Here is an 18,864-nt window from a genome sequence, read left to right on the forward strand (position 1 = left end):
TATTAGCTTTACAAATTATGGCTAAAAATAGGAATTTAATTAAGAACACAAACTTCAACTTTGTATTAAAAGGAAGACCAAGTATTTTTATTGGAATTTATATTCTAATCGGCGCCTTATTGATAAAGACAACTATTGAAGGTTTTAGTACAGATGCTTCTCCGTTTGGATTCTTAACCGTTAATTTTTTAGAAGGATTTATTGTCATTATTACTGTATTGATTGTCCTTTTCTCTATGCTTGCATTATTTTTTGGGAACAGAAGATTTCAAAGAAAAATTGGAAATAAAGTTTGGAATCGGAATTCAAAAAAATCTATTTTGTTTTTAATTGTACTAATTGCACTACTCTATCTAGTTTTATTTTATTTATTAAGAATAGGAGAAGAACAATTTATTATTCCTGCTTTTTTGATTGGATATGGATGTATTTTAATGATTTTAAATTTTAGTAAATCAATACCATTGTATTACTTTTCAATGATTTGTGTTTTGTTAGGAATTATAGCACTTTACACAAACGGAATTAACTTTTATCTTTTAATGAGTCTTGGAATTTCTCATATATTTTATGGATTATTCACAATAAAAGCAGTTCAGTAATTAAAAAAATCTACATCAACTTGTTTAATACTGATGTCTTATTTTTCGAATGATATCCTCTAAACCGTTTAGTTTTAATTCATAAACCAAACCCAACATTTGCCCAAGTTTTCCTTTCGGAAATCCTTTGTTGTTATACCAAACCACATAATGTTCTGGCAAATCGATTAGAAAAGTACCTTTGTATTTTCCGTACGGCATTTTCATTTTTGAAGTATCAATTAAAAATTGCTGATTTTGTTCCATTTAATTTTAATGATAAAAAAATCTTTCGACTACGCTAAACTAGACATTACAAATAAAACTATTCTTTACCATCAACATAATCTTGCAAATACGAAAAACGTTCTGTCAACTTTCCGTTTTCTGTCATTTTTGCTCTTGCTAAAATTCCGTTTTTATCATCGTTATAAAAAGCCGGAATTACATTCTTTAAAAATAATTCACCAAAACCTACACTTGCATCATTTGGTAATTCGCAGGGTAAATTATCAACAGCCATTACAACAATAGCGTTTTCATTTTTATAATCAACTTCTGATTCTGTTTGCGGATTATAACCATAAATTGGATCTGCAATTGTTGATGCTCTTAATGTTGATGCAACTGGACCATCAATATCACAAGAAATGTCTGCGACTAATTTAATGTTAAAATCGTTGGATTTTGCATCTTCTCTGGTAAATAAATATGGAGAACCATCACCAAAAAAATGCCCAGCAATAAAATAATCTGTCACTTTTGCAAAACGCATAAAATTAGATTCGTAATTTTCTGGATGCTTATAAAAATCTTTTCTACCTAAAACTTGATTGTCTTTGCGTTTGTTATAATCTAACACATCAATCATACAATATACAGGTTCGTTAAAACTGTCATTTAAATACGATTCTACAGAAACTTTTTTAATGTGCATTGCGTCTAACATTTCTTTTGCTCCATTTGCAACCTTTCCGCTTCCTGTTAATAAAATTTTAAGATTCGGTAACTTAATTTTATGTAACTCATCAATTAAGTTTTTCTGATCAGCCAACGTTTCTGCTTTTGGTAAATGAAAAGTTTCTTGCTTTAAACCGTAAGCTCTAAAACCATTATAAACACCAACAATTCCGGCATAACGCCCAAAGCCAATTAGACGAGCTCCGCTTTCTTCTACAATCGTTTCATGATCATATAATTCGATTTTTTTTTCTAAAATTGCGAGTAATAAATCTCTGTTATATGGTTGTTTTTTTATGGTATGAGAAAAGAAAAAATACTTTTTATTCGGAATTAAAAATTCAATCGGAACTTCCTTTACGCCTAACATCACATCACAATCAGAAATATCTTTTACAACTTCAAATCCTGCTTTTTCATATTCTGCATCAGAAAACACTCTAATATCAGAACTCTCAATTTTTATAGTAGCTTTTGGATATGTTTTTTGAAACTCTTGTAATTTTTTTGGCGAAAAAACGACTCTTCTATCTGGCGGGTTTTTACGCTCTTTTATAATTCCAAACTTCATAATTTAATTAAGTATTTATTTTGCTCGAAGATATTGATTTTATAAAGATGTACAAACGCTATTTTTGTCATTTTTATTATTAAATTTGCAAACTGTTCTTTAGAATAGCATTTGAAATAGATTGATGCGCTCCCAAATCAAGTTTGGGATTAATTCAATTACGTAAAATTAATTTTACTATTTCATTAAGGGGACGACTGGTTTTGACAGCGAGTCGCGTTAGAATGTAAGCATACCGAGGAATGAAATCAAGACTCGTTAAACTTATTTCAACTTTTTTAAACGGCGAAGATAACTACGCTTTAGCTGCTTAATCCGAATTACAGTAGGATTGGCCTCGGCACACTAGGTGTGCAAGCTTTATGTCCACGAAAAGCCTTGGTTTGCGGCGTTTCACTTTTGGGCATCGTAAATGTAAACATAGAAATGTTGGAGCTTCGACACCATTTTGAAACTAAAGAAGATAAGCTTTTAGTGGATTGTTTTTAATCAGCTACTAGACGAAAATTAATTAAAAACTAAGTATGTAGAAAGCCTTTTGGCCGCTTGTTTGGACCCGAGTTCGATTCTCGGCGTCTCCACAAAAACAAAAAAATCCTGTAAATTATTTACAGGATTTTTAGTTCAACAATTATTGTAATTTAATCGTTTATTTTACGACCAATAATTGAATTTAAAATTTAAAGAATGACTTGGAAAGATGTAATCAATTATGCTACAAAAGGAAATCCAACACCAGACAAAATTGTTACCAAAACAAATGATGAATGGAAAGCACAATTAACTCCAGAACAATATCAAATTACACGTTTAAAAGGAACTGAACGTGCTTTTACTGGGGAACATTGTTCTACCTACGAAACAGGAAAATATACGTGCACTTGTTGCGACACAGAATTATTTGATTCGAGTATTAAGTTTGATTCTAGCAGCGGTTGGCCAAGTTTTACAGAACCAATCAAAGAAAATGCAATAAAATATTATAAAGACACCACACACGGAATGATTCGTGTTGAAGTTTTGTGTAATACTTGCGATGCACATTTAGGTCATGTTTTTCCTGATGGACCAGCACCAAGCGGATTGCGTTTTTGTGTAAATTCTATTTCAATACAGTTAAAAAAATGAAAAATAATATAGAAACTGCCATTCTTGGCGGCGGTTGTTTTTGGTGTACTGAAGCAGTTTTTCAAGAAGTAAAAGGTGTAGAAAAAGTAGTTTCTGGGTATTCTGGCGGAACAGTTCCTGGAAAACCGACCTATAGAGAAATCTGTTCTGGATTAACTGGACATGCAGAAGTGATTGAAATTACTTTTGATACAACTATCATTTCATTTGCAGAGATTCTTATCATTTTTATGACAACACACGATCCTACAACGTTAAATCAACAAGGAGCAGATCGAGGAACTCAATATCGTTCTGTAATTTTTCATCAAAATGAAACTCAAAAAGAGGTTGCAAACGAAGTTCTAATAGAATTATCTGAGGTTTACGAAGAAAACATCGTTACAGAAATTAGTCCGTTTTCTGTTTTTTATGAAGCCGATTCTGAACATCAAAATTATTATAGAGAAAACAAAGAACAAGGATATTGTAGTTATGTAATCACTCCAAAACTAAATGCGTTGAGAAGATTACACGCCGATAAATTAAAATAAAATCTTAAAGTTTTGTTAAAACCGTAAGTTCTTTGTAAACTTTTCCTGAAATTAGAGTCTAAGTAACTGATAAGAGTTTCTTATCATTCTTTTTCATAGCAATTTTCCCGCTTCATTTATTTGAAGCGGGTTTTTTATATTTTCTTAAAAAGATATTTTAACAATGCTATTTTAAAAAACAAAGGCCATAATAATCTTGACGACGCTTTGGTTTTAAATTTAATTTCTTCTTTATACAAAGACCAATTGTAGTTTTTAGAAATTCCTTGACTATTACAAAAAGCAATAATATTAGGAATGATTTTTACGTTCTTTTTATTCGTAAACACTCGTAAATTAAACGCATAATCGGCTAATACTTTATAATTTGTATTGTATTGATTCTCTTTAAACAATTCTCTTTTATAAAAAGTTGCTTGATGATGTACTGTGTTTTTAATCCATAGCTTTTTTGACCACTTAGAAGAGAAAACGCCATTGTTTTTTTTAATTTGACGCGCATCTGAATCAGAAAATTGATATTGTATTTTCCCGCTAACAACATCAAAATTTGGTTGTAATTCTTTTGCTACATTTTCTAAAGTAGTTTTCTCTTTTAAAGAATCATCTGCTCCCAAAAAATAGAGCCATTTTCCGCTTGACAAAGAAATTCCTTTGTTCATAGCGTCATAAATTCCGTTGTCTTTTTCTGAAATAAAATGAAAAGGTTTTTCTAATGTTTGTAAATACTTTTTTGTTCCGTCGGATGAATTTCCGTCAACAATCCAAACTTCAAAACCTGTAAATGTTTGATGTTGAATACTAGCAACACACTCTTTTAATTTCTTAAGATTGTTGTAGGTTGGAATTATTATGGAAATAATTTTTTCGATGTCGTTTTAATAAAAATAATTATCTAATAGCCGTTGTTCGTTTTCCCAACAAAACCCTTTTTTGACTTTTTGTTGATTCAGTTTTATTTGATAATACAAAGCTTGATTATCAATTAATTCTTGAATTTTTTCAGCAATCTTTTCTGGAGAATAATCTTCAACTACTACTCCAACTTTATATGTTTCTACAACCTTTTTTATTTCTGGTAAATTGCCGCAAATTATTGGCAATTCTGCATGAATATAATCAAATAATTTATTAGGTAAAGAATATTCAAAACTCAAACCTAAAGGTTCTTCCAACACCATTCCGATTGTTGCTAATTTTGTGTAATTTGGTAATTCTTCGTGCGGAATTCTACCTAAAAAATGAACACTATTTTCTAACAATTCATCTTTTACAAATTGTTGCAATTCTGCTTCTACTTTTCCGTAACCAATAATGATTAAATCTACATTTTCTAATAAATGCAAGGCTTTTATCATTGGTTTTATTCCTCTTCCCGGGTTTAAAACTCCTTGATATAATATCGTTTTATTTTCTGTTGGAAATTTTGCATCAACCTTAACAATTTCTCTTTGCAACAACGGAACATTTTTTACAACGCCAAAATTAGCTTTGTGTTTTGTATTATAATAATCTGCAATTGATTGACTTACCGTATATGATTTTTTAATTTTCGGCAAGAAAAAACGTTCTAATGTTTTCCAAAAACCTTTTACAAAATTCCGTCCTTGCAATTCTGGTCCTTCAGAAAACAACTCGTGACTATCATAAACCAATTCCGCTTTTTTAAATTTACTTGCAAAGAAACAAGCAGGCAACGTATCTAAATCATTTGCTAAAATAATATCGCATTTGTAAAAAAGTAATTTAAAAAATAAACGAAAATTATATTCAGCGTAAAACAAAAAGTTATGATTAAAAAGATGTTTTTTCCGTTGGATTTGATACGTTCTTTTTATCGAGAAAGTTGTTGGCAAAACTCTTCCGTACACCAAAACATCAAAATTTTTACTGACTAAATAGCTAGAAATTTTATGAACTCGTTGGTCTGTAGAAATATCATTTGTTACCGCTACAAATATTTTTTTTTTTGAGTTCAACATACGTTTTCTTAAATAATTGCTTGTTGCACAACTTCAAACACTTCGCCACCTTCGCACTTAATTGTTTTTTGTTTAAACTTTACAATCAAAGCATAATCGTGCGTTGCCATTAAAATTGATTTTCCACTTTGGTGAATTCCGTTTAGCAATTCCATTACTTCTAACGAAGTTTTTGGATCTAAATTTCCTGTTGGCTCATCGGCTAAAATTAAATCAGGATCGTTTAATAAAGCTCTTGCAATGGCAACGCGTTGCTGTTCTCCGCCAGAAAGTTCGAAAGGTTTTTTGTAGTATTTGGTTTTCATATCAACCTTTTCTAAAACTTCATGAATTTTAGCGGTCATTTTTTCTTTGTCTTTCCAGCCAGTTGCTCTTAAAACGAATAATAAATTATCAAAAACGGTTCTGTCATTTAACAATTTAAAATCCTGAAACACAATTCCGATTTTTCTTCTTAAAAACGGAATGTCTTTTTCTTTTAATTTTCTTAAATCAAAATCTACAATGGTTCCATTTCCGCGTTTTAAATTTAAATCGCCATACAAGGTTTTCATCAAGCTACTTTTACCGCTTCCTGTTTTTCCTATCAAGTAATAAAACTCGCCTTTTTCAATTTTTAAATTGACTTTAGAAAGCACCAAATTATCTCTTTGGTAAATATCTGCGTCTTCTAGAAGTAAAATTGCATCAGCCATAAAAAAGTAGTTTCTACAAACTTATAATTTTCTTGTCAGTTTAAAGAAATATTAAGAGAATTAATCTTTAACAATTTTTATCTTTGATTTTTTAAACCAACGTTTGTTTTTTTAATTTTCATCCAACAAAATAATAAAAACTGCGTTATAGTTTTCAAATAGCCAAAAAACCCTTTAAGAAAAATGAACATTCGCTTTTTTAAAAAATTCGCTTTTTTAGTTTTAATCACCGTAAGTTCTAGCATTATTTCTGCTCAGCAAACAGAAATAGAAACAAATAGTTTAGCTGATTATAACAACGCTATTAAATTGTACAATAATAAAGCGTACGCTGCTGCTCAAAAAACATTTAAAGAAGTTGCTCTAAAAAATAAAAGCACTTCTGCGTTAAAGTCAGATTCTGAATATTATACTGCAATGTGCGCTATAAAGCTAAATCAGGTTGAAGCCGATAAAATGGTTTTAGCTTTTGTAGAAAACAACCCAAATAGCAACAAAAAAGAGAAAGCATTTTTAAATGTTGGTAATTATTATTTTGCTAATAAAAAAGCATCGTATGCTTTAAAATGGTACTCTAAAGTAAATAGAGAAGTTTTATCAACCGAAAATAAAAAAGAGCTCGATTTTAAAATGGGTTACGCAATGTTAACCACTGGAAACTTAAACTTGGCTAGAAAAAAATTCTTCCCTTTAATTAATGATGCTCGTTACGGAAATGATTCTAGATATTACTACGGATTTATCGCCTATAAACAAGCAGATTACGAAACGGCAGAAATCCATTTACAAGAAATTGCAAAACAAGCTTCTTACACAAGTGAAGCAACCTATTATTTGTTAGACATCAGTTTTAAAGATGGACGATTTGAAAAAAGTATTGAAATTGGAGAAAAACTATTAAAAGATTCTAAGCAAAAAGAGATTTCTGACATTTCTAAAATTGTTGGTGAGAGTTATTTCAATTTAAAAAAATACAAAGAAGCGTTGCCGTATCTAAATGCTTATAAAGGCAAACGTGGCAAATGGAATAATACAGATTATTATCAGTTAGGATATGCATATTACAAACAAAATGATTTTGAAAATGCTGTAAAAAACTTTAATAAAATTATTGGTGATAAAAACAGTGTTTCACAAAATGCGTACTATCATTTAGCAGAATGTTATTTGTATTTAGAAAAAAAGCCAGAAGCTTTAAATGCTTTTAAAAGCGCTAGCGAAATGGATTTTGATGCAAAAATTAAAGAAGATGCTTTTTTAAATTATGCCAAATTAAGTTACGAACAAGGAAATCCGTATAAAAGTGTTGCAGACGTTTTGCAAGATTTTTTAACTGCGTATCCGAAATCACCTTTTTACCAAGAAATAAATCAATTGGTGGTAACTTCTTATTTGTATCAACAAGATTATCAAGGAGCGTTAGATTATTTAGCAAAAAAGAAAAGTAACGAAAACAAAGAATTTACCAAAGATGTATCTTATTACAGAGGTGTTCAATTATTCAATCTTAAAAAATTACAAGAAGCGTATCCTTATTTTATAGCGGCAACAACGTCGTCTGATACTAAAATAAAAGTTTCGGCATTGTTTTGGAAAGCCGAAACCGATTATCAGTTGTCGAATTTTAAAAAATCTTTAGACGGATTTACAACCTTTAAAAAAACATCGGGCGCATCACAAATTGATGCGTTTAAATCTATTGATTACAATATTGCTTACAGTCATTTTAAGTTAAAAGATTATACAAAAGCAGCAAGTTCATTCAACAGTTTTATCAGAAAAACAAAAGAAGACAATCCGTTATTAGATGATGCAAATATCCGTTTAGCAGATTGTTATTTTGTAACTAAAAAATATTCGAATGCAATTTCTGCTTATGATAAAGTAATAAATAATTTAGGTGTTGGATCTGATTATGCAACTTATCAAAAAGCTATTAGTTTTGGGTTTTTAGGCGATAACACTAAAAAAATTAACAATCTAAATGATTTAGTGAATAATTATGAACTTACAAGTTTGCAAGATGATGCTTTGTTTCAATTAGCAAACACTTATGTTTCTGTAAAAAATAATGCAAAAGCACACGAAACGTTTAACAGACTTTTATCACAACACACCAAAAGTTCTTATGTTCCGAAAGCATTATTGCGTCAAGGTTTACTGTATTATAATGACAATGACAATGCACAAGCTTTAGATAGATTTAAAAAGATTGTAAGCGACTATCCAAACTCAAACGAGGCAAGAGAAGCTGTTACAAATGTAAGAAACGTATATGTAGATTTAGGTCAGGTTGATGTATATGCAGCTTGGGTAAAAGACATTTCTTTTGTAAATGTTACTGATGCCGATTTAGACAACACAACGTATGAATCTGCCGAAAATAAATTTTTAGAAAACAATGCGGAAAAAGCAATTGAAGGATTTACAAAATACATTGCAGCTTTTCCGAACGGATTACACGCTTTAAAAGCTAATTTTTATTTGGCGCAATCTTTATCAAAAACAAATCAAACAGAAAAGGCTACACAGTATTATCAATATGTTGTTGATCAAAATCAAAGTGAATTTAGCGAAGAATCTTTAAATAAATTATCTCAAATTTATTTAGAAAAAGCAGATTGGGTACATGCAACTCCGCTTTTAATTCGTTTAGAACAAGAAGCTAATTATCCGCAGAATATTTTATTTGCGCAAAGTAATTTAATGAAAAGTTACTACGAAGCAAATGAATTTAAAGAAGCGGTAGAATATGCAGAAAAAGTATTGCAGAAAGACAAGCTAGAAGAAAATGTTGAGTTTGATGCAAAAACAATTATTGCACGTTCTGCTTTTAAAACAGACGATTTAATTACTGCTGAAGAATTTTATAACGAAGTTGAACGCAATGCAAGTGGCGAATTAAAAGCAGAAGCATTGTATTTTAATGCATATTTTAAAAATCAGAATAAAAAATATGCCGAATCTAATAAAGTAGTTCAAACTTTAATTGCAGATTATTCTACCTATAAATATTGGGGCGTTAAAAGTTATATTATAATGGCGAAAAACTATTATGGTCTAAAAGATGCCTATCAAGCAACGTACATTTTAGAAAACATTATTAAAAATTTTACTCAGTTTGATGATGTTATTTTAGATGCTCAAAGAGAGCTTTCTACTATAAAAACCAACGAAGCAAAAACGAACGAATCTGTAACTCCTAACAACAATAAAAGAGATTAAAACAATGCGAAAAATTGTATTAACACTTTGCTTTTGTACTTTAAGCACACTTGTAGTTGCTCAAACAAAGACAAAAGACACTATAAAAACTGAGGTGATCAATGTAATTACTTCTTATACTCCAACAATTTCTGATGCTTTTAAAATTAAGAAGAATCCGAAAATTCAGTTAGGAGCAAAAAACCAAAAGAAGCAATTAAAATATCAGATTTTTTCTGCGCCAGTTGCATCAACATTTATTCCTAAAAGCGGCGTTGCAAAAGGAATTAATATGGGCGTTAAAGAACGTTTGTACAACAATTATTTGGCTGCTGGTTTTGGAAATAACTCAACGCCATTTGTAGAAGCTTTTTTGCATCATGCAACACGATTTAAAAACGATTTCGGTTTGTATGCTAAATACATTTCATCAGAAAATAGTATTGATACAACTCCGTTAGATAGCAATTTTTCTAACATGAAATTTGGTGCGTTTTACAAACAAGAAGAGCGTTATTTTACTTGGAAAATTGGAGCAAACTACGAACAAAACAAATACAATTGGTATGGTTTACCAAGTTCAATAACTTATTTACCTGCAACAATTTCTGCAATTGACGAACAGCAAGCTTATACTAATTTTGAAACCGAAGCCGAAGTTGTTTTTGAAGATTTCTTTATCAATTCTAGTAAAGTAAGTCTATCTTTTTTCTCTGACGAATTGTTGAGTAAAGAATTGCGATTTACTTTTAAACCACAATTTAAAATCTCATTAAAAAATATTGGTAGAAAATTAAACGATTTAATTTTAGATACAAATTTTGATTATGTAAACGGAGAATTTGCGCAATCGTATAGCGCAGCAACAAGATTAGAACACAGCTTTTTTACAGTTGGTGTTGCTCCCAAATATAATTTTGAATACAATGATTTTACTTTTAGAATCGGAACAAAATTATATTTCACTTCAGATTTAGAAAATAAAATAAATCAGGTTTTTGTGTATCCAGACATCAACATCAATTATCCTTTAGTGGCAAATTATGTAACTGTTTATGTTGGTGCTGGCGGAGATTTAAACACAAATACAATTAAGAATTTTAGTGATAAAAATCCATATATTTCGCCGACACAATTTATTACGCAAACCAATAAAAAATATGAATTTTTCGGTGGATTAAACGGAAAATTATCTCCAAATATTAGCTACGATTTAAAAGCAAGTTATAGCGATGAAAATGACAAAGCAATGTTTATAAGAAATAATTCTAAATCAGACGGAACAAACACTGCTGGTTTGTTGGGTTATGAATACGGAAACTCTTTTTCAGTAATTTATGACGATGTTAAAACATTTACTTTTTTCGGAGAATTTACCGTTGATGTAAATAGAAATTTAGTAATTGGAGCAAATGGTGAATTTAATTCGTACACAATTACAAACCAAACTGAAGCTTGGAATTTACCAACGATGAATGCCCAAATCTTCGGAAATTACAAAGCCACAAAATGGTACACAGACGTAAATGTTTTCTTTGTTTCCGACAGAAAAGATGTTACGTATAGCGGGATATATCCATCGGCAATAAACGGAGTACAAACCTTAAAATCTTTTGTTGATGTAAACATTAATGGAGGTTATCATTTTAACGACAAATTTACCGCTTTCTTAAAAATGAATAATGTCTTAAATTCAGAATACCAACAGTTCAGTAATTTTGATGTACAAGGTTTTCAAGTGTTAGCAGGAATTAGTTATAAGTTTGATTTTTAATTTTCAGACTTTATAATTCATTGATTTTATGTAGATTTATAAACTTTTATAAAACTACAACCAATGAAAAAACTATCCATTCTTTTTCTTTTTACAATTTTAGTAATTGCATGTAACGAAAAGAAAGAAACAAAAACAACTTCAAACGAATTAACTGCCGAAGAAAAAGTGGATGCAGCAAGCATCAAAAAAATATTTGACACCGCGTTATTAAACGGTAAATCTTACGAATGGCTTCGAGATTTAACATCAAATGTTGGCGGAAGATTATCTGGTTCTCCAGAAGCAGCATTAGCTGTAAAATGGGGAGAACGTGTAATGAAAGAAGCTGGCTTAGACACAGTTTGGCTACAACCTGCTCTTGTTCCTCATTGGGTTAGAGGAGAAAAAGAAATTTCTTATTTTGTTTCAAACGGTAAAAAAGTTGATATGGCTGTTTGTGCTTTAGGTAGCTCAATCGGAACACCAAATAAAGGTGTTTTTGCTGAAGTTATTGAAGTTTTTAGTCTAAAAGAAGCTGAAGCATTAGGAGATAAAGCAAAAGGTAAAATTATTTTTTACAACAGACCATTTGATAATTCTATCATCAATACATTTAGTGCTTATGGCGGTTGTGTAGATCAAAGAGGAAGCGGTGCAGCAACCGTTGGTAAGTTTGGTGCGTTGGCAGTTATTGTTCGTTCTATGACAAACAATATTGACGATTATCCACATACTGGAACCATGCGTTATGGAGATATTCCAGAAAGCGAATATATTCCTGGTGCTGCAATTAGCACATTAGCTGCTGAAACGCTGAGCAAGCAATTAAAAAAAGATCCTAAATTAAAAGTATATTTAAGACAAACTTCTAAAAATTTACCAAAAGAAAAATCTTTCAATGTAATTGGTGAAATTAAAGGGTCAGAAAATCCAGAAAAAATAATCGTTGTTGGTGGACATTTAGATTCTTGGGATTTAGGAGATGGCGCTCATGATGACGGAACAGGAATTGTACAAGCATTAGAAGTGTTACATATTTTTAAAACCAATAATATCAAGCCAAAAAACACTATTCGTGTTGTTTTCTTTATGGATGAAGAACAAGGTGGTGGCGGTGCAACTGCTTATGCAGATGCTGTAAAAACAACCAAAGAAATTCATATTGGAGGATTAGAATCTGATGCTGGCGGACATACGCCAAGAGGTTTTACAATTGATGCTAATTCAGCAAACACCAATTTATTAAAAAGCTGGAAAAAATTATTAGCTCCGTATGGATTACACGACATTAAAAAAGGCGGAAGTGGTGCAGATATTAGTCCACTAAAATCTGAAGGAACCACCTTGGTTGGTTATCGTCCAGATCCACAACGTTACTTTGATTATCATCATGCAGCAACAGATACTTTTGATAAAGTAAACAAACGTGAGCTTGAATTAGGAAGTGCTTCTATGGCAAGCATGATTTATTTAATGGATAAATATTTATATAACAACACACCAATCAAACAATAATACAATGAAAAAAATAATCTTATCACTTAGTTTCTTGATGCTTTTAGTATCGTGCAAACAACAAGAAAAAGCAGATTTTATTGTCATCAATGCAAATGCTTACACAGTAAATAACAATTTTGACAAAGCAGAAAGTTTTGCGGTTAAAGACGGAAAATTTATTGGAGTTGGAACCAATGACGAAATCCAAAAAAACTTTGCAACTCTAAAAACTATTGATGCCAAAAACCAAACTATTGTTCCAGGATTAATTGATGCACATTGTCATTTCTTCGGATTAGGATTAAGTCTACAAAAAGTAGATTTAAGAGGAACTGGTAGTTATGATGAAATTTTAGAAAAATTAGCTGCATTTAAAAAAGAAAAAAATGCAGATTACATCACTGGTCGTGGTTGGGATCAAAACGATTGGGAGGTAAAAGAATTCCCAACAAAAGAAAAATTAGACAAGTTATTTCCTGATACACCAGTTGCAATTCGTAGAGTTGACGGTCATGCTTTATTAGTAAATGAAGCTGCTTTAAAATATTCAGGTTTGTCTAGCACAAAATTTCCGAAAAATATTTCTGGAGGAGAATTTATCCAGAAAAAAGGAAAACTTACTGGTGTTTTGATTGATGCTGCAATGGGATATATCAAAACTCCGAACACAACAAAAAAAGAATCTATTCAAGGTTTATTAGATGCACAGAAAGTAACTTTTAGTTATGGATTAACAACTGTAAATGACGCTGGAGTTGGAAAATCTACGATCGATTTAATGGATAGTTTACAAAAAACAGGAGATTTAAAAATGCGTATTTACGCAATGGTTTCTGTAAGTCAGAAAAATTTAGATTACTATTTACCAAAAGGAATTATTAAAACAGATCGCTTAAATGTGCGTTCGTTTAAAGTGTATGGCGATGGCGCTTTGGGTTCTCGAGGAGCTGCAATGCGTGATTCTTATAGCGATAGAGACAATCATTTTGGAGCCATGATTTTTAATCCAACTAGATATACAGAAATTGCAAATCAAATTGCAAAATCAGATTATCAAATGAATACACATGCCATTGGAGATTCTGCAAATACTCATATTTTAAAAACCTATAAAGAAGCTTTAAAAGGTCAAAAAGACAGACGTTGGAAAATTGAGCACGCACAAATTATTTCTCCAGAAGATTTTGATTTGTTTGACAATGTTGTTCCTTCTATTCAGCCAACACATGCAACTTCTGATATGTATTGGGCTGGCGATAGAATTGGAAAAGAACGTATGAAAGGTGCGTATGCATTTAAAGATTTATTAAACAAATACGGAAGTGTAGCGTTAGGAACCGATTTTCCTGTAGAAAGAGTAAGTCCGTTTTTAACATTTTCTGCCGCAGTAACTCGCCAAGATACAGAAGGATTTCCAAAAGGCGGATTTCAAATAGAAAATGCTTTAACCAGAGAAGAAACTTTACGTGGAATGACAATTTGGGCAGCACATTCTAACTTTGAAGAAAACGAAAAAGGAAGCATTGAAGTTGGTAAGTTTGCTGATTTCATTATCCTAAATCAAAATATTATGGAAGTTGATGGAAGTAAAATTCATGAAACTAAAGTGGTTTCTACGTATTTAAATGGAGAGAAGGTTTATTAAACTTCTAAACATAACTATACAAAAAAGCAAACCAAATTGGTTTGTTTTTTTGTTTTATAAACTTCCCAAAAGGTTTTATATATTCGCACTATATTACATATAAAATATATTCTATAATGAAATCATATATCCCTTTATTCTTAATCTTCCTTTTTGTTTCTTGTAGCAATAATGAAGAAGATTTTAGTTCAGAAAACGATCTTGAGATTCAAGAATATATAAAAGCCAAAAATTTAAACGCTACAAAAACTGCTTCTGGTTTATATTATGTAATTACAGATGTTGGTACTGGGGTTAAACCTACGTCAAACTCTAATGTTACTGTAAACTATAAAGGATATTTTACCGATGGAAAATTGTTTGACCAAGGACAAAACGTTTCCTTTAATTTACAACAAGTAATTGATGGTTGGACAGAAGGGTTAACTTATTTTAATGAAGATTCACAAGGTTGGTTGTTAATTCCTTCTCATTTAGGTTACGGAAGTAATGGTTCTAGTTCTATTCCTGGCGGATCTGTTTTAGTATTTAGCATACATTTACTAAAAGTAAATAATTAACGGACAGATTGTATAAAATTACCAATTCCATTCACTCCGTTTTTAGACAATTCTTTTATAAACGCCGAACCAATAATTGCTCCGTTTGCATAATTACACGCCGTTTTAAAAGTTTCATTGTCTGAAATTCCGAAACCAATAATTAAATTACTTTTTAAATTCATAGATTTTATGCGTTCAAAATAGGCAATTTGCTGATTTGATATTTCTCCTTTTGCTCCAGTAATTGAAGCCGAAGCCACTACATAAATAAAAGCTTCCGTTAATTTATCTATTTTTCTAATTCTTTCTTCGGATGTGTGTGGTGTTATTAAAAAAACATTGGTCAATCCATATTTTTCAAATAATTGCTGATAATGATTTTCGTATTCAATCATTGGTAAATCTGGAAGAATTAGTGTTTCAATTCCGCAGTCTACACAAGCTCTACAAAATTTATCTTCTCCATATTTTAATAGTTGATTCAAATATCCCATTAATACTAACGGTGTTGTATTAGAATCTTTAATCGATTTTAATTGCTCAAAAACGATGTCTAAATTCATTCCGTTTTGCAGAGCAACTTGACTACTATCCTGAATTGTTGGGCCATCCGCTAAAGGATCAGAATATGGCAAACCAACTTCAATAAAATCAACTTGACTTTTACTTAATTCTGAAATGATTTGTGCTGTATCATTTAGATTTGGATAACCTGCTGTAAAGAAAATCGATAATAAATTTTTCTTTTCTTGAAATATGTTTTTTAATGATTTCATGCTGTTTCTACTTTGTCATTCCCGAGAAATCGGGAATCTATTTTTTAATTTTACTTATAATTATGAGATTCCTGCTTTCGCAGGAATGACAACTAATCTTCTAAATAATTAATATAAGTTTCTAAATCTTTATCTCCTCTGCCCGATAAATTGATTACGACAACTTGTTCTTTCTTCAATTTCATTTTTGGTAAAACTGCTAACGCATGCGCGCTTTCTAAAGCAGGGATTATTCCTTCTAACAGAGTCAATTCAAAAGCAGCGTCTAACGCTTCTTTATCCGTAGCATTCATAAATTTTGCACGTTTTGTTTCGTGTAAAAAAGCATGTAAAGGACCAACGCCAGGATAATCTAATCCAGCAGAAATAGAATAAGGTTCTGTAATTTGTCCGTATTCATCTTGCATTAAAATCGTTTTACTTCCATGAATTACACCAACATCGCCTAATTGAGAAGTTGCTGCACTTTCGCCAGAATCCACTCCTAAACCAGCAGCCTCAACAGCAATTAATTCTACATTTTCATCCTCTAAATAATGATAAAATGCGCCAGCAGCATTAGATCCGCCTCCAACACAAGCAATAATGCTATCCGGATTTTCATTTCCAGTTTGCTTTTTTAGTTGCACTTTCATTTCCTCAGAAATCACCGCTTGCAAACGCGCAACCATATCTGGATATGGATGCGGACCAACCACAGAACCAATTAAATAATAGGTTTCTGGATGTTGTATCCAATATCTGATGGCTTCGTTTGTTGCGTCTTTAAGCGTTTTACTTCCACTTGTTGCAGGAACAACTTTTGCTCCTAACATTTTCATACGAGCAACATTTGGCGCTTGACGTTTGATGTCTGTTTCTCCCATAAACACAACACATTCTAGATTCATTAATGCACAAACAGTTGCGGTTGCAACGCCGTGTTGTCCTGCGCCAGTTTCTGCAATAATCTTCGTTTTTCCTAAATGTTTGGCAACTAGAATTTGACCAATTGTATTGTTTACTTTATGCGCTCCGGTATGATTTAAATCTTCGCGTTTTAAATAAATAGTTGCACAGTATTTTTCTGACAATCGTTTTGCTAAATACAACGGACTTGGGCGACCAACATAATGCTGCAACAAATCTTTGTATTCTTTTTGAAATGCATCAGAAGATAAAATATCTAAATAATTATCTTCCAATTCTTTTACATTTGGATATAACAATTCTGGAATAAATGCTCCTCCAAACTGACCGTAATATCCTTCTTTAGTGGGTTGAAATTTTGATTTCATTTGAATTATTTTCTGTCATTACAAATGTAACGAAGCAATCCTTTTTTCATCAAACTGATTACTTCGCTTTACTTATAATGACGTTTTCTTTAAACTTTTTTAACTCTTCTATTTTCTTAAATCCTGGTTTACTTTCAAATTTACTATTGACATCTAATGCGTAAATTGGTAAATCTGTTTTGCCTATTTGATGTATTTCTTCTAATTGTTCTAAACCAATTCCGCCACTTAAAAAGAATGGTTTAGTAAAAGGATATTTTTCTAAAACTTTCCAATCAAATGTGATTCCGTTTCCGCCACGTTCTTTTCCTTTGGTGTCGAATAAAAAATAATCAACAACTTCTACATAGGGTTTTAAAACATCAAAATCGAATTCGTCTTTAATTCCGAATACTTTGATAATTTCTAGTTCTCGACTCCGCTCGAACAGACATTTTAGTTCTTTAATATAATTCACACTTTCATCACCATGTAATTGAACTGCTTGTAAATCGTGTTGCTTTATTTTTGAAACTACTTCATCTATTGTTGCATTGACAAAAACGCCTGTTTTTTTAATTTCTTTTGGAAGTTCCGGAATGATTCCATCAAAATTTCTTTTTGATTTCTCATAGAAAATAAAACCCAAATAATCGGGTTGCAAAGCCGCAACTTGATGGATATTTTCTAGGTATTTCATTCCGCAAACTTTTAGTTTCATACTTTCTATTTTCTTGTCACTTCGAGTGATTTTCTGTCATATCGAGCGGAGTCGAGATAAAAGAAAATTGTATCGAGAAGTCTCATGTGTTCTCGATACAAATTTTTCGTTCCTCAAAACTCACTCGAACTGACATTTATATATTATCTAATTTGACTGATAAACTCTTGACACGCCAAACCAGGATCTTCTTCTTTCATAAAATTTTCTCCGATTAAAAACCCTTGAAAACCGTATTCTTTTAGTCCCGTAATAATTCTTGGATCTGAAATTCCGCTTTCAGAAACTTTTACAGAAGTATCTGGAATTTGATTTGCCAACTTGATTGAATGTTCCAAATCAACTTCAAAAGTTTTTAAATTTCTGTTATTGATGCCGATGATTTTATTGTCCAAATCATTGATTTTATCCAAATCTTCTTGTGTATGCACTTCGTACAACACTTCCAATCCAAGTTCAGACGCAAGTTTTCCATAATTTTTTAACTCAACAGAAGTCAAACAAGAAGCGATTAATAAAATAACATCTGCTCCAATTGCTTTGGCTTCTACAATTTGAAATCCATCAACAATAAAATCTTTTCTTAAAATTGGTTTTTGCTGATTGATAACTCTTGCTTCCATTAAATCTACCATCGTTCCACCAAAAAACGAAGTATCCGTTAAAATAGATTGCGCCGCAACATTTGCGTCCAAATATCCATTAGTAACCTCGGCAATAGTTGCTTTATCATTGATTATTCCTTTGGATGGCGATTGACGTTTAAACTCGGCAATAATTCCGGTTGAACCAACTTCTAACAAAGATTTTTTAAGTGAAAACACCTTTCTGTCAAAATTTGGACTTTCTACTAATTTCTTTAAAGGAACTTCTGCTTTAATTTTTGCGATTTCCTTCTTTTTAAATGCGATTATTTTCTCTAAAATTGTCATCTTTATTTTAATTACATCTCGATACAAATTTATTCATTCTTCATAAATTCACTCGATGTAACAATACGTTTGTCAGTTCGAGTGA

At 31.1% G+C, this 18,864-nt stretch carries 17 protein-coding genes and 1 other RNA gene; 9 read left to right on the forward strand and 9 right to left on the reverse strand.

Going from position 1 to position 18,864, the window contains the following annotated elements; all coding sequences use genetic code 11:
• The first annotated feature begins 17 nt into the window (after positions 1-17).
• The gene (locus ABDX67_RS06550) at positions 18-602 is read left to right on the forward strand and encodes a hypothetical protein (protein WP_347174158.1); all 585 of its coding nucleotides are present in this window, start codon (positions 18-20) and stop codon (positions 600-602) included.
• Between the two features lie 24 nt (positions 603-626).
• On the opposite strand, the gene ABDX67_RS06555 is transcribed toward ABDX67_RS06550, so the two are convergent.
• Positions 627-848: a DUF3820 family protein gene (locus ABDX67_RS06555; RefSeq protein WP_347174159.1), complete on the reverse strand. Its 222-nt coding sequence runs from the start codon at positions 846-848 to the stop codon at positions 627-629.
• Positions 849-906: 58 nt separating this feature from the next.
• On the reverse strand, positions 907-2,112 hold the full coding sequence (locus tag ABDX67_RS06560; RefSeq protein WP_347174160.1) for an NAD(P)-dependent oxidoreductase: 1,206 nt from the start codon (positions 2,110-2,112) through the stop codon (positions 907-909).
• A gap of 189 nt (positions 2,113-2,301) precedes the next feature.
• Here ABDX67_RS06560 and ssrA point away from each other — a divergent pair.
• From ssrA to msrA, 3 genes are all read left to right on the forward strand, one after another.
• Positions 2,302-2,696: a transfer-messenger RNA gene (ssrA, locus tag ABDX67_RS06565) on the forward strand.
• Between the two features lie 103 nt (positions 2,697-2,799).
• A complete protein-coding gene (msrB, locus tag ABDX67_RS06570) occupies positions 2,800-3,240 on the forward strand; it encodes a peptide-methionine (R)-S-oxide reductase MsrB (protein ID WP_347174161.1) in 441 nt (146 codons plus the stop codon).
• Positions 3,237-3,773: a peptide-methionine (S)-S-oxide reductase MsrA gene (gene msrA / locus ABDX67_RS06575; RefSeq protein ID WP_347174162.1), complete on the forward strand. Its 537-nt coding sequence runs from the start codon at positions 3,237-3,239 to the stop codon at positions 3,771-3,773. The genes msrB and msrA overlap by 4 nt, the downstream gene beginning before the upstream one ends.
• Positions 3,774-3,907: 134 nt before the next feature.
• Here the strand turns inward: msrA and ABDX67_RS06580 are convergent, their stop codons facing one another.
• The 3 genes from ABDX67_RS06580 to ABDX67_RS06590 are packed head-to-tail and all read right to left on the reverse strand — an operon-like array spanning position 3,908 to position 6,450.
• Positions 3,908-4,645 (reverse strand): glycosyltransferase family 2 protein, encoded by a 738-nt coding sequence (locus ABDX67_RS06580; protein WP_347174290.1) that lies wholly within the window; start codon positions 4,643-4,645, stop codon positions 3,908-3,910.
• Positions 4,646-4,651: 6 nt separating this feature from the next.
• Positions 4,652-5,752, reverse strand: coding sequence for a glycosyltransferase family 4 protein (locus ABDX67_RS06585; RefSeq protein ID WP_347174163.1), 1,101 nt, complete (start codon positions 5,750-5,752; stop codon positions 4,652-4,654).
• An 11-nt stretch (positions 5,753-5,763) separates the two neighbouring features.
• Entirely contained in the window at positions 5,764-6,450 is a 687-nt protein-coding gene (locus ABDX67_RS06590) for a cell division ATP-binding protein FtsE (RefSeq protein WP_347174164.1), read from the reverse strand.
• A gap of 183 nt (positions 6,451-6,633) precedes the next feature.
• On the opposite strand from ABDX67_RS06590, the gene ABDX67_RS06595 reads away from it, so the two are divergent.
• The 5 genes from ABDX67_RS06595 to ABDX67_RS06615 all read left to right on the forward strand — a co-directional run bounded on the left by ABDX67_RS06595 (position 6,634) and on the right by ABDX67_RS06615 (position 15,112).
• A complete protein-coding gene (locus tag ABDX67_RS06595) occupies positions 6,634-9,675 on the forward strand; it encodes a tetratricopeptide repeat protein (protein WP_347174165.1) in 3,042 nt (1,013 codons plus the stop codon).
• Positions 9,676-9,679: 4 nt separating this feature from the next.
• Positions 9,680-11,428 carry a TonB-dependent receptor gene (locus ABDX67_RS06600; protein WP_347174166.1) on the forward strand — a complete coding sequence of 583 codons (1,749 nt, stop codon included), beginning with the start codon at positions 9,680-9,682 and terminating at the stop codon, positions 11,426-11,428.
• A gap of 63 nt (positions 11,429-11,491) precedes the next feature.
• Positions 11,492-12,925: a M20/M25/M40 family metallo-hydrolase gene (locus tag ABDX67_RS06605; RefSeq protein WP_347174167.1), complete on the forward strand. Its 1,434-nt coding sequence runs from the start codon at positions 11,492-11,494 to the stop codon at positions 12,923-12,925.
• Between the two features lie 4 nt (positions 12,926-12,929).
• On the forward strand, positions 12,930-14,552 hold the full coding sequence (locus ABDX67_RS06610; protein WP_347174168.1) for an amidohydrolase: 1,623 nt from the start codon (positions 12,930-12,932) through the stop codon (positions 14,550-14,552).
• 116 nt (positions 14,553-14,668) lie between these two features.
• Positions 14,669-15,112, forward strand: a complete 444-nt coding sequence (locus ABDX67_RS06615; protein ID WP_347174169.1) for an FKBP-type peptidyl-prolyl cis-trans isomerase — start codon at positions 14,669-14,671, stop codon at positions 15,110-15,112.
• On the opposite strand, the gene trpA is transcribed toward ABDX67_RS06615, so the two are convergent.
• From trpA to trpC, 4 genes are all read right to left on the reverse strand, one after another.
• Positions 15,109-15,870: a tryptophan synthase subunit alpha gene (gene trpA / locus ABDX67_RS06620; RefSeq protein ID WP_347174170.1), complete on the reverse strand. Its 762-nt coding sequence runs from the start codon at positions 15,868-15,870 to the stop codon at positions 15,109-15,111. The two genes, ABDX67_RS06615 and trpA, sit on opposite strands and share 4 nt — an antisense overlap.
• Positions 15,871-15,962: 92 nt before the next feature.
• Complete coding sequence (gene trpB / locus ABDX67_RS06625; protein WP_347174171.1) at positions 15,963-17,147, reverse strand: tryptophan synthase subunit beta; 1,185 nt, start codon at positions 17,145-17,147, stop codon at positions 15,963-15,965.
• 58 nt (positions 17,148-17,205) lie between these two features.
• The gene (locus tag ABDX67_RS06630) at positions 17,206-17,847 is read right to left on the reverse strand and encodes a phosphoribosylanthranilate isomerase (RefSeq protein WP_488168662.1); all 642 of its coding nucleotides are present in this window, start codon (positions 17,845-17,847) and stop codon (positions 17,206-17,208) included.
• Between the two features lie 143 nt (positions 17,848-17,990).
• Positions 17,991-18,779: an indole-3-glycerol phosphate synthase TrpC gene (gene trpC / locus ABDX67_RS06635; RefSeq protein WP_347174173.1), complete on the reverse strand. Its 789-nt coding sequence runs from the start codon at positions 18,777-18,779 to the stop codon at positions 17,991-17,993.
• Positions 18,780-18,864 lie beyond the last annotated feature (85 nt).

It is taken from the genome of Polaribacter uvawellassae (assembly GCF_039748955.1).
In the GTDB taxonomy this organism is placed as follows: Bacteria; Bacteroidota; Bacteroidia; order Flavobacteriales; family Flavobacteriaceae; genus Polaribacter; species Polaribacter uvawellassae.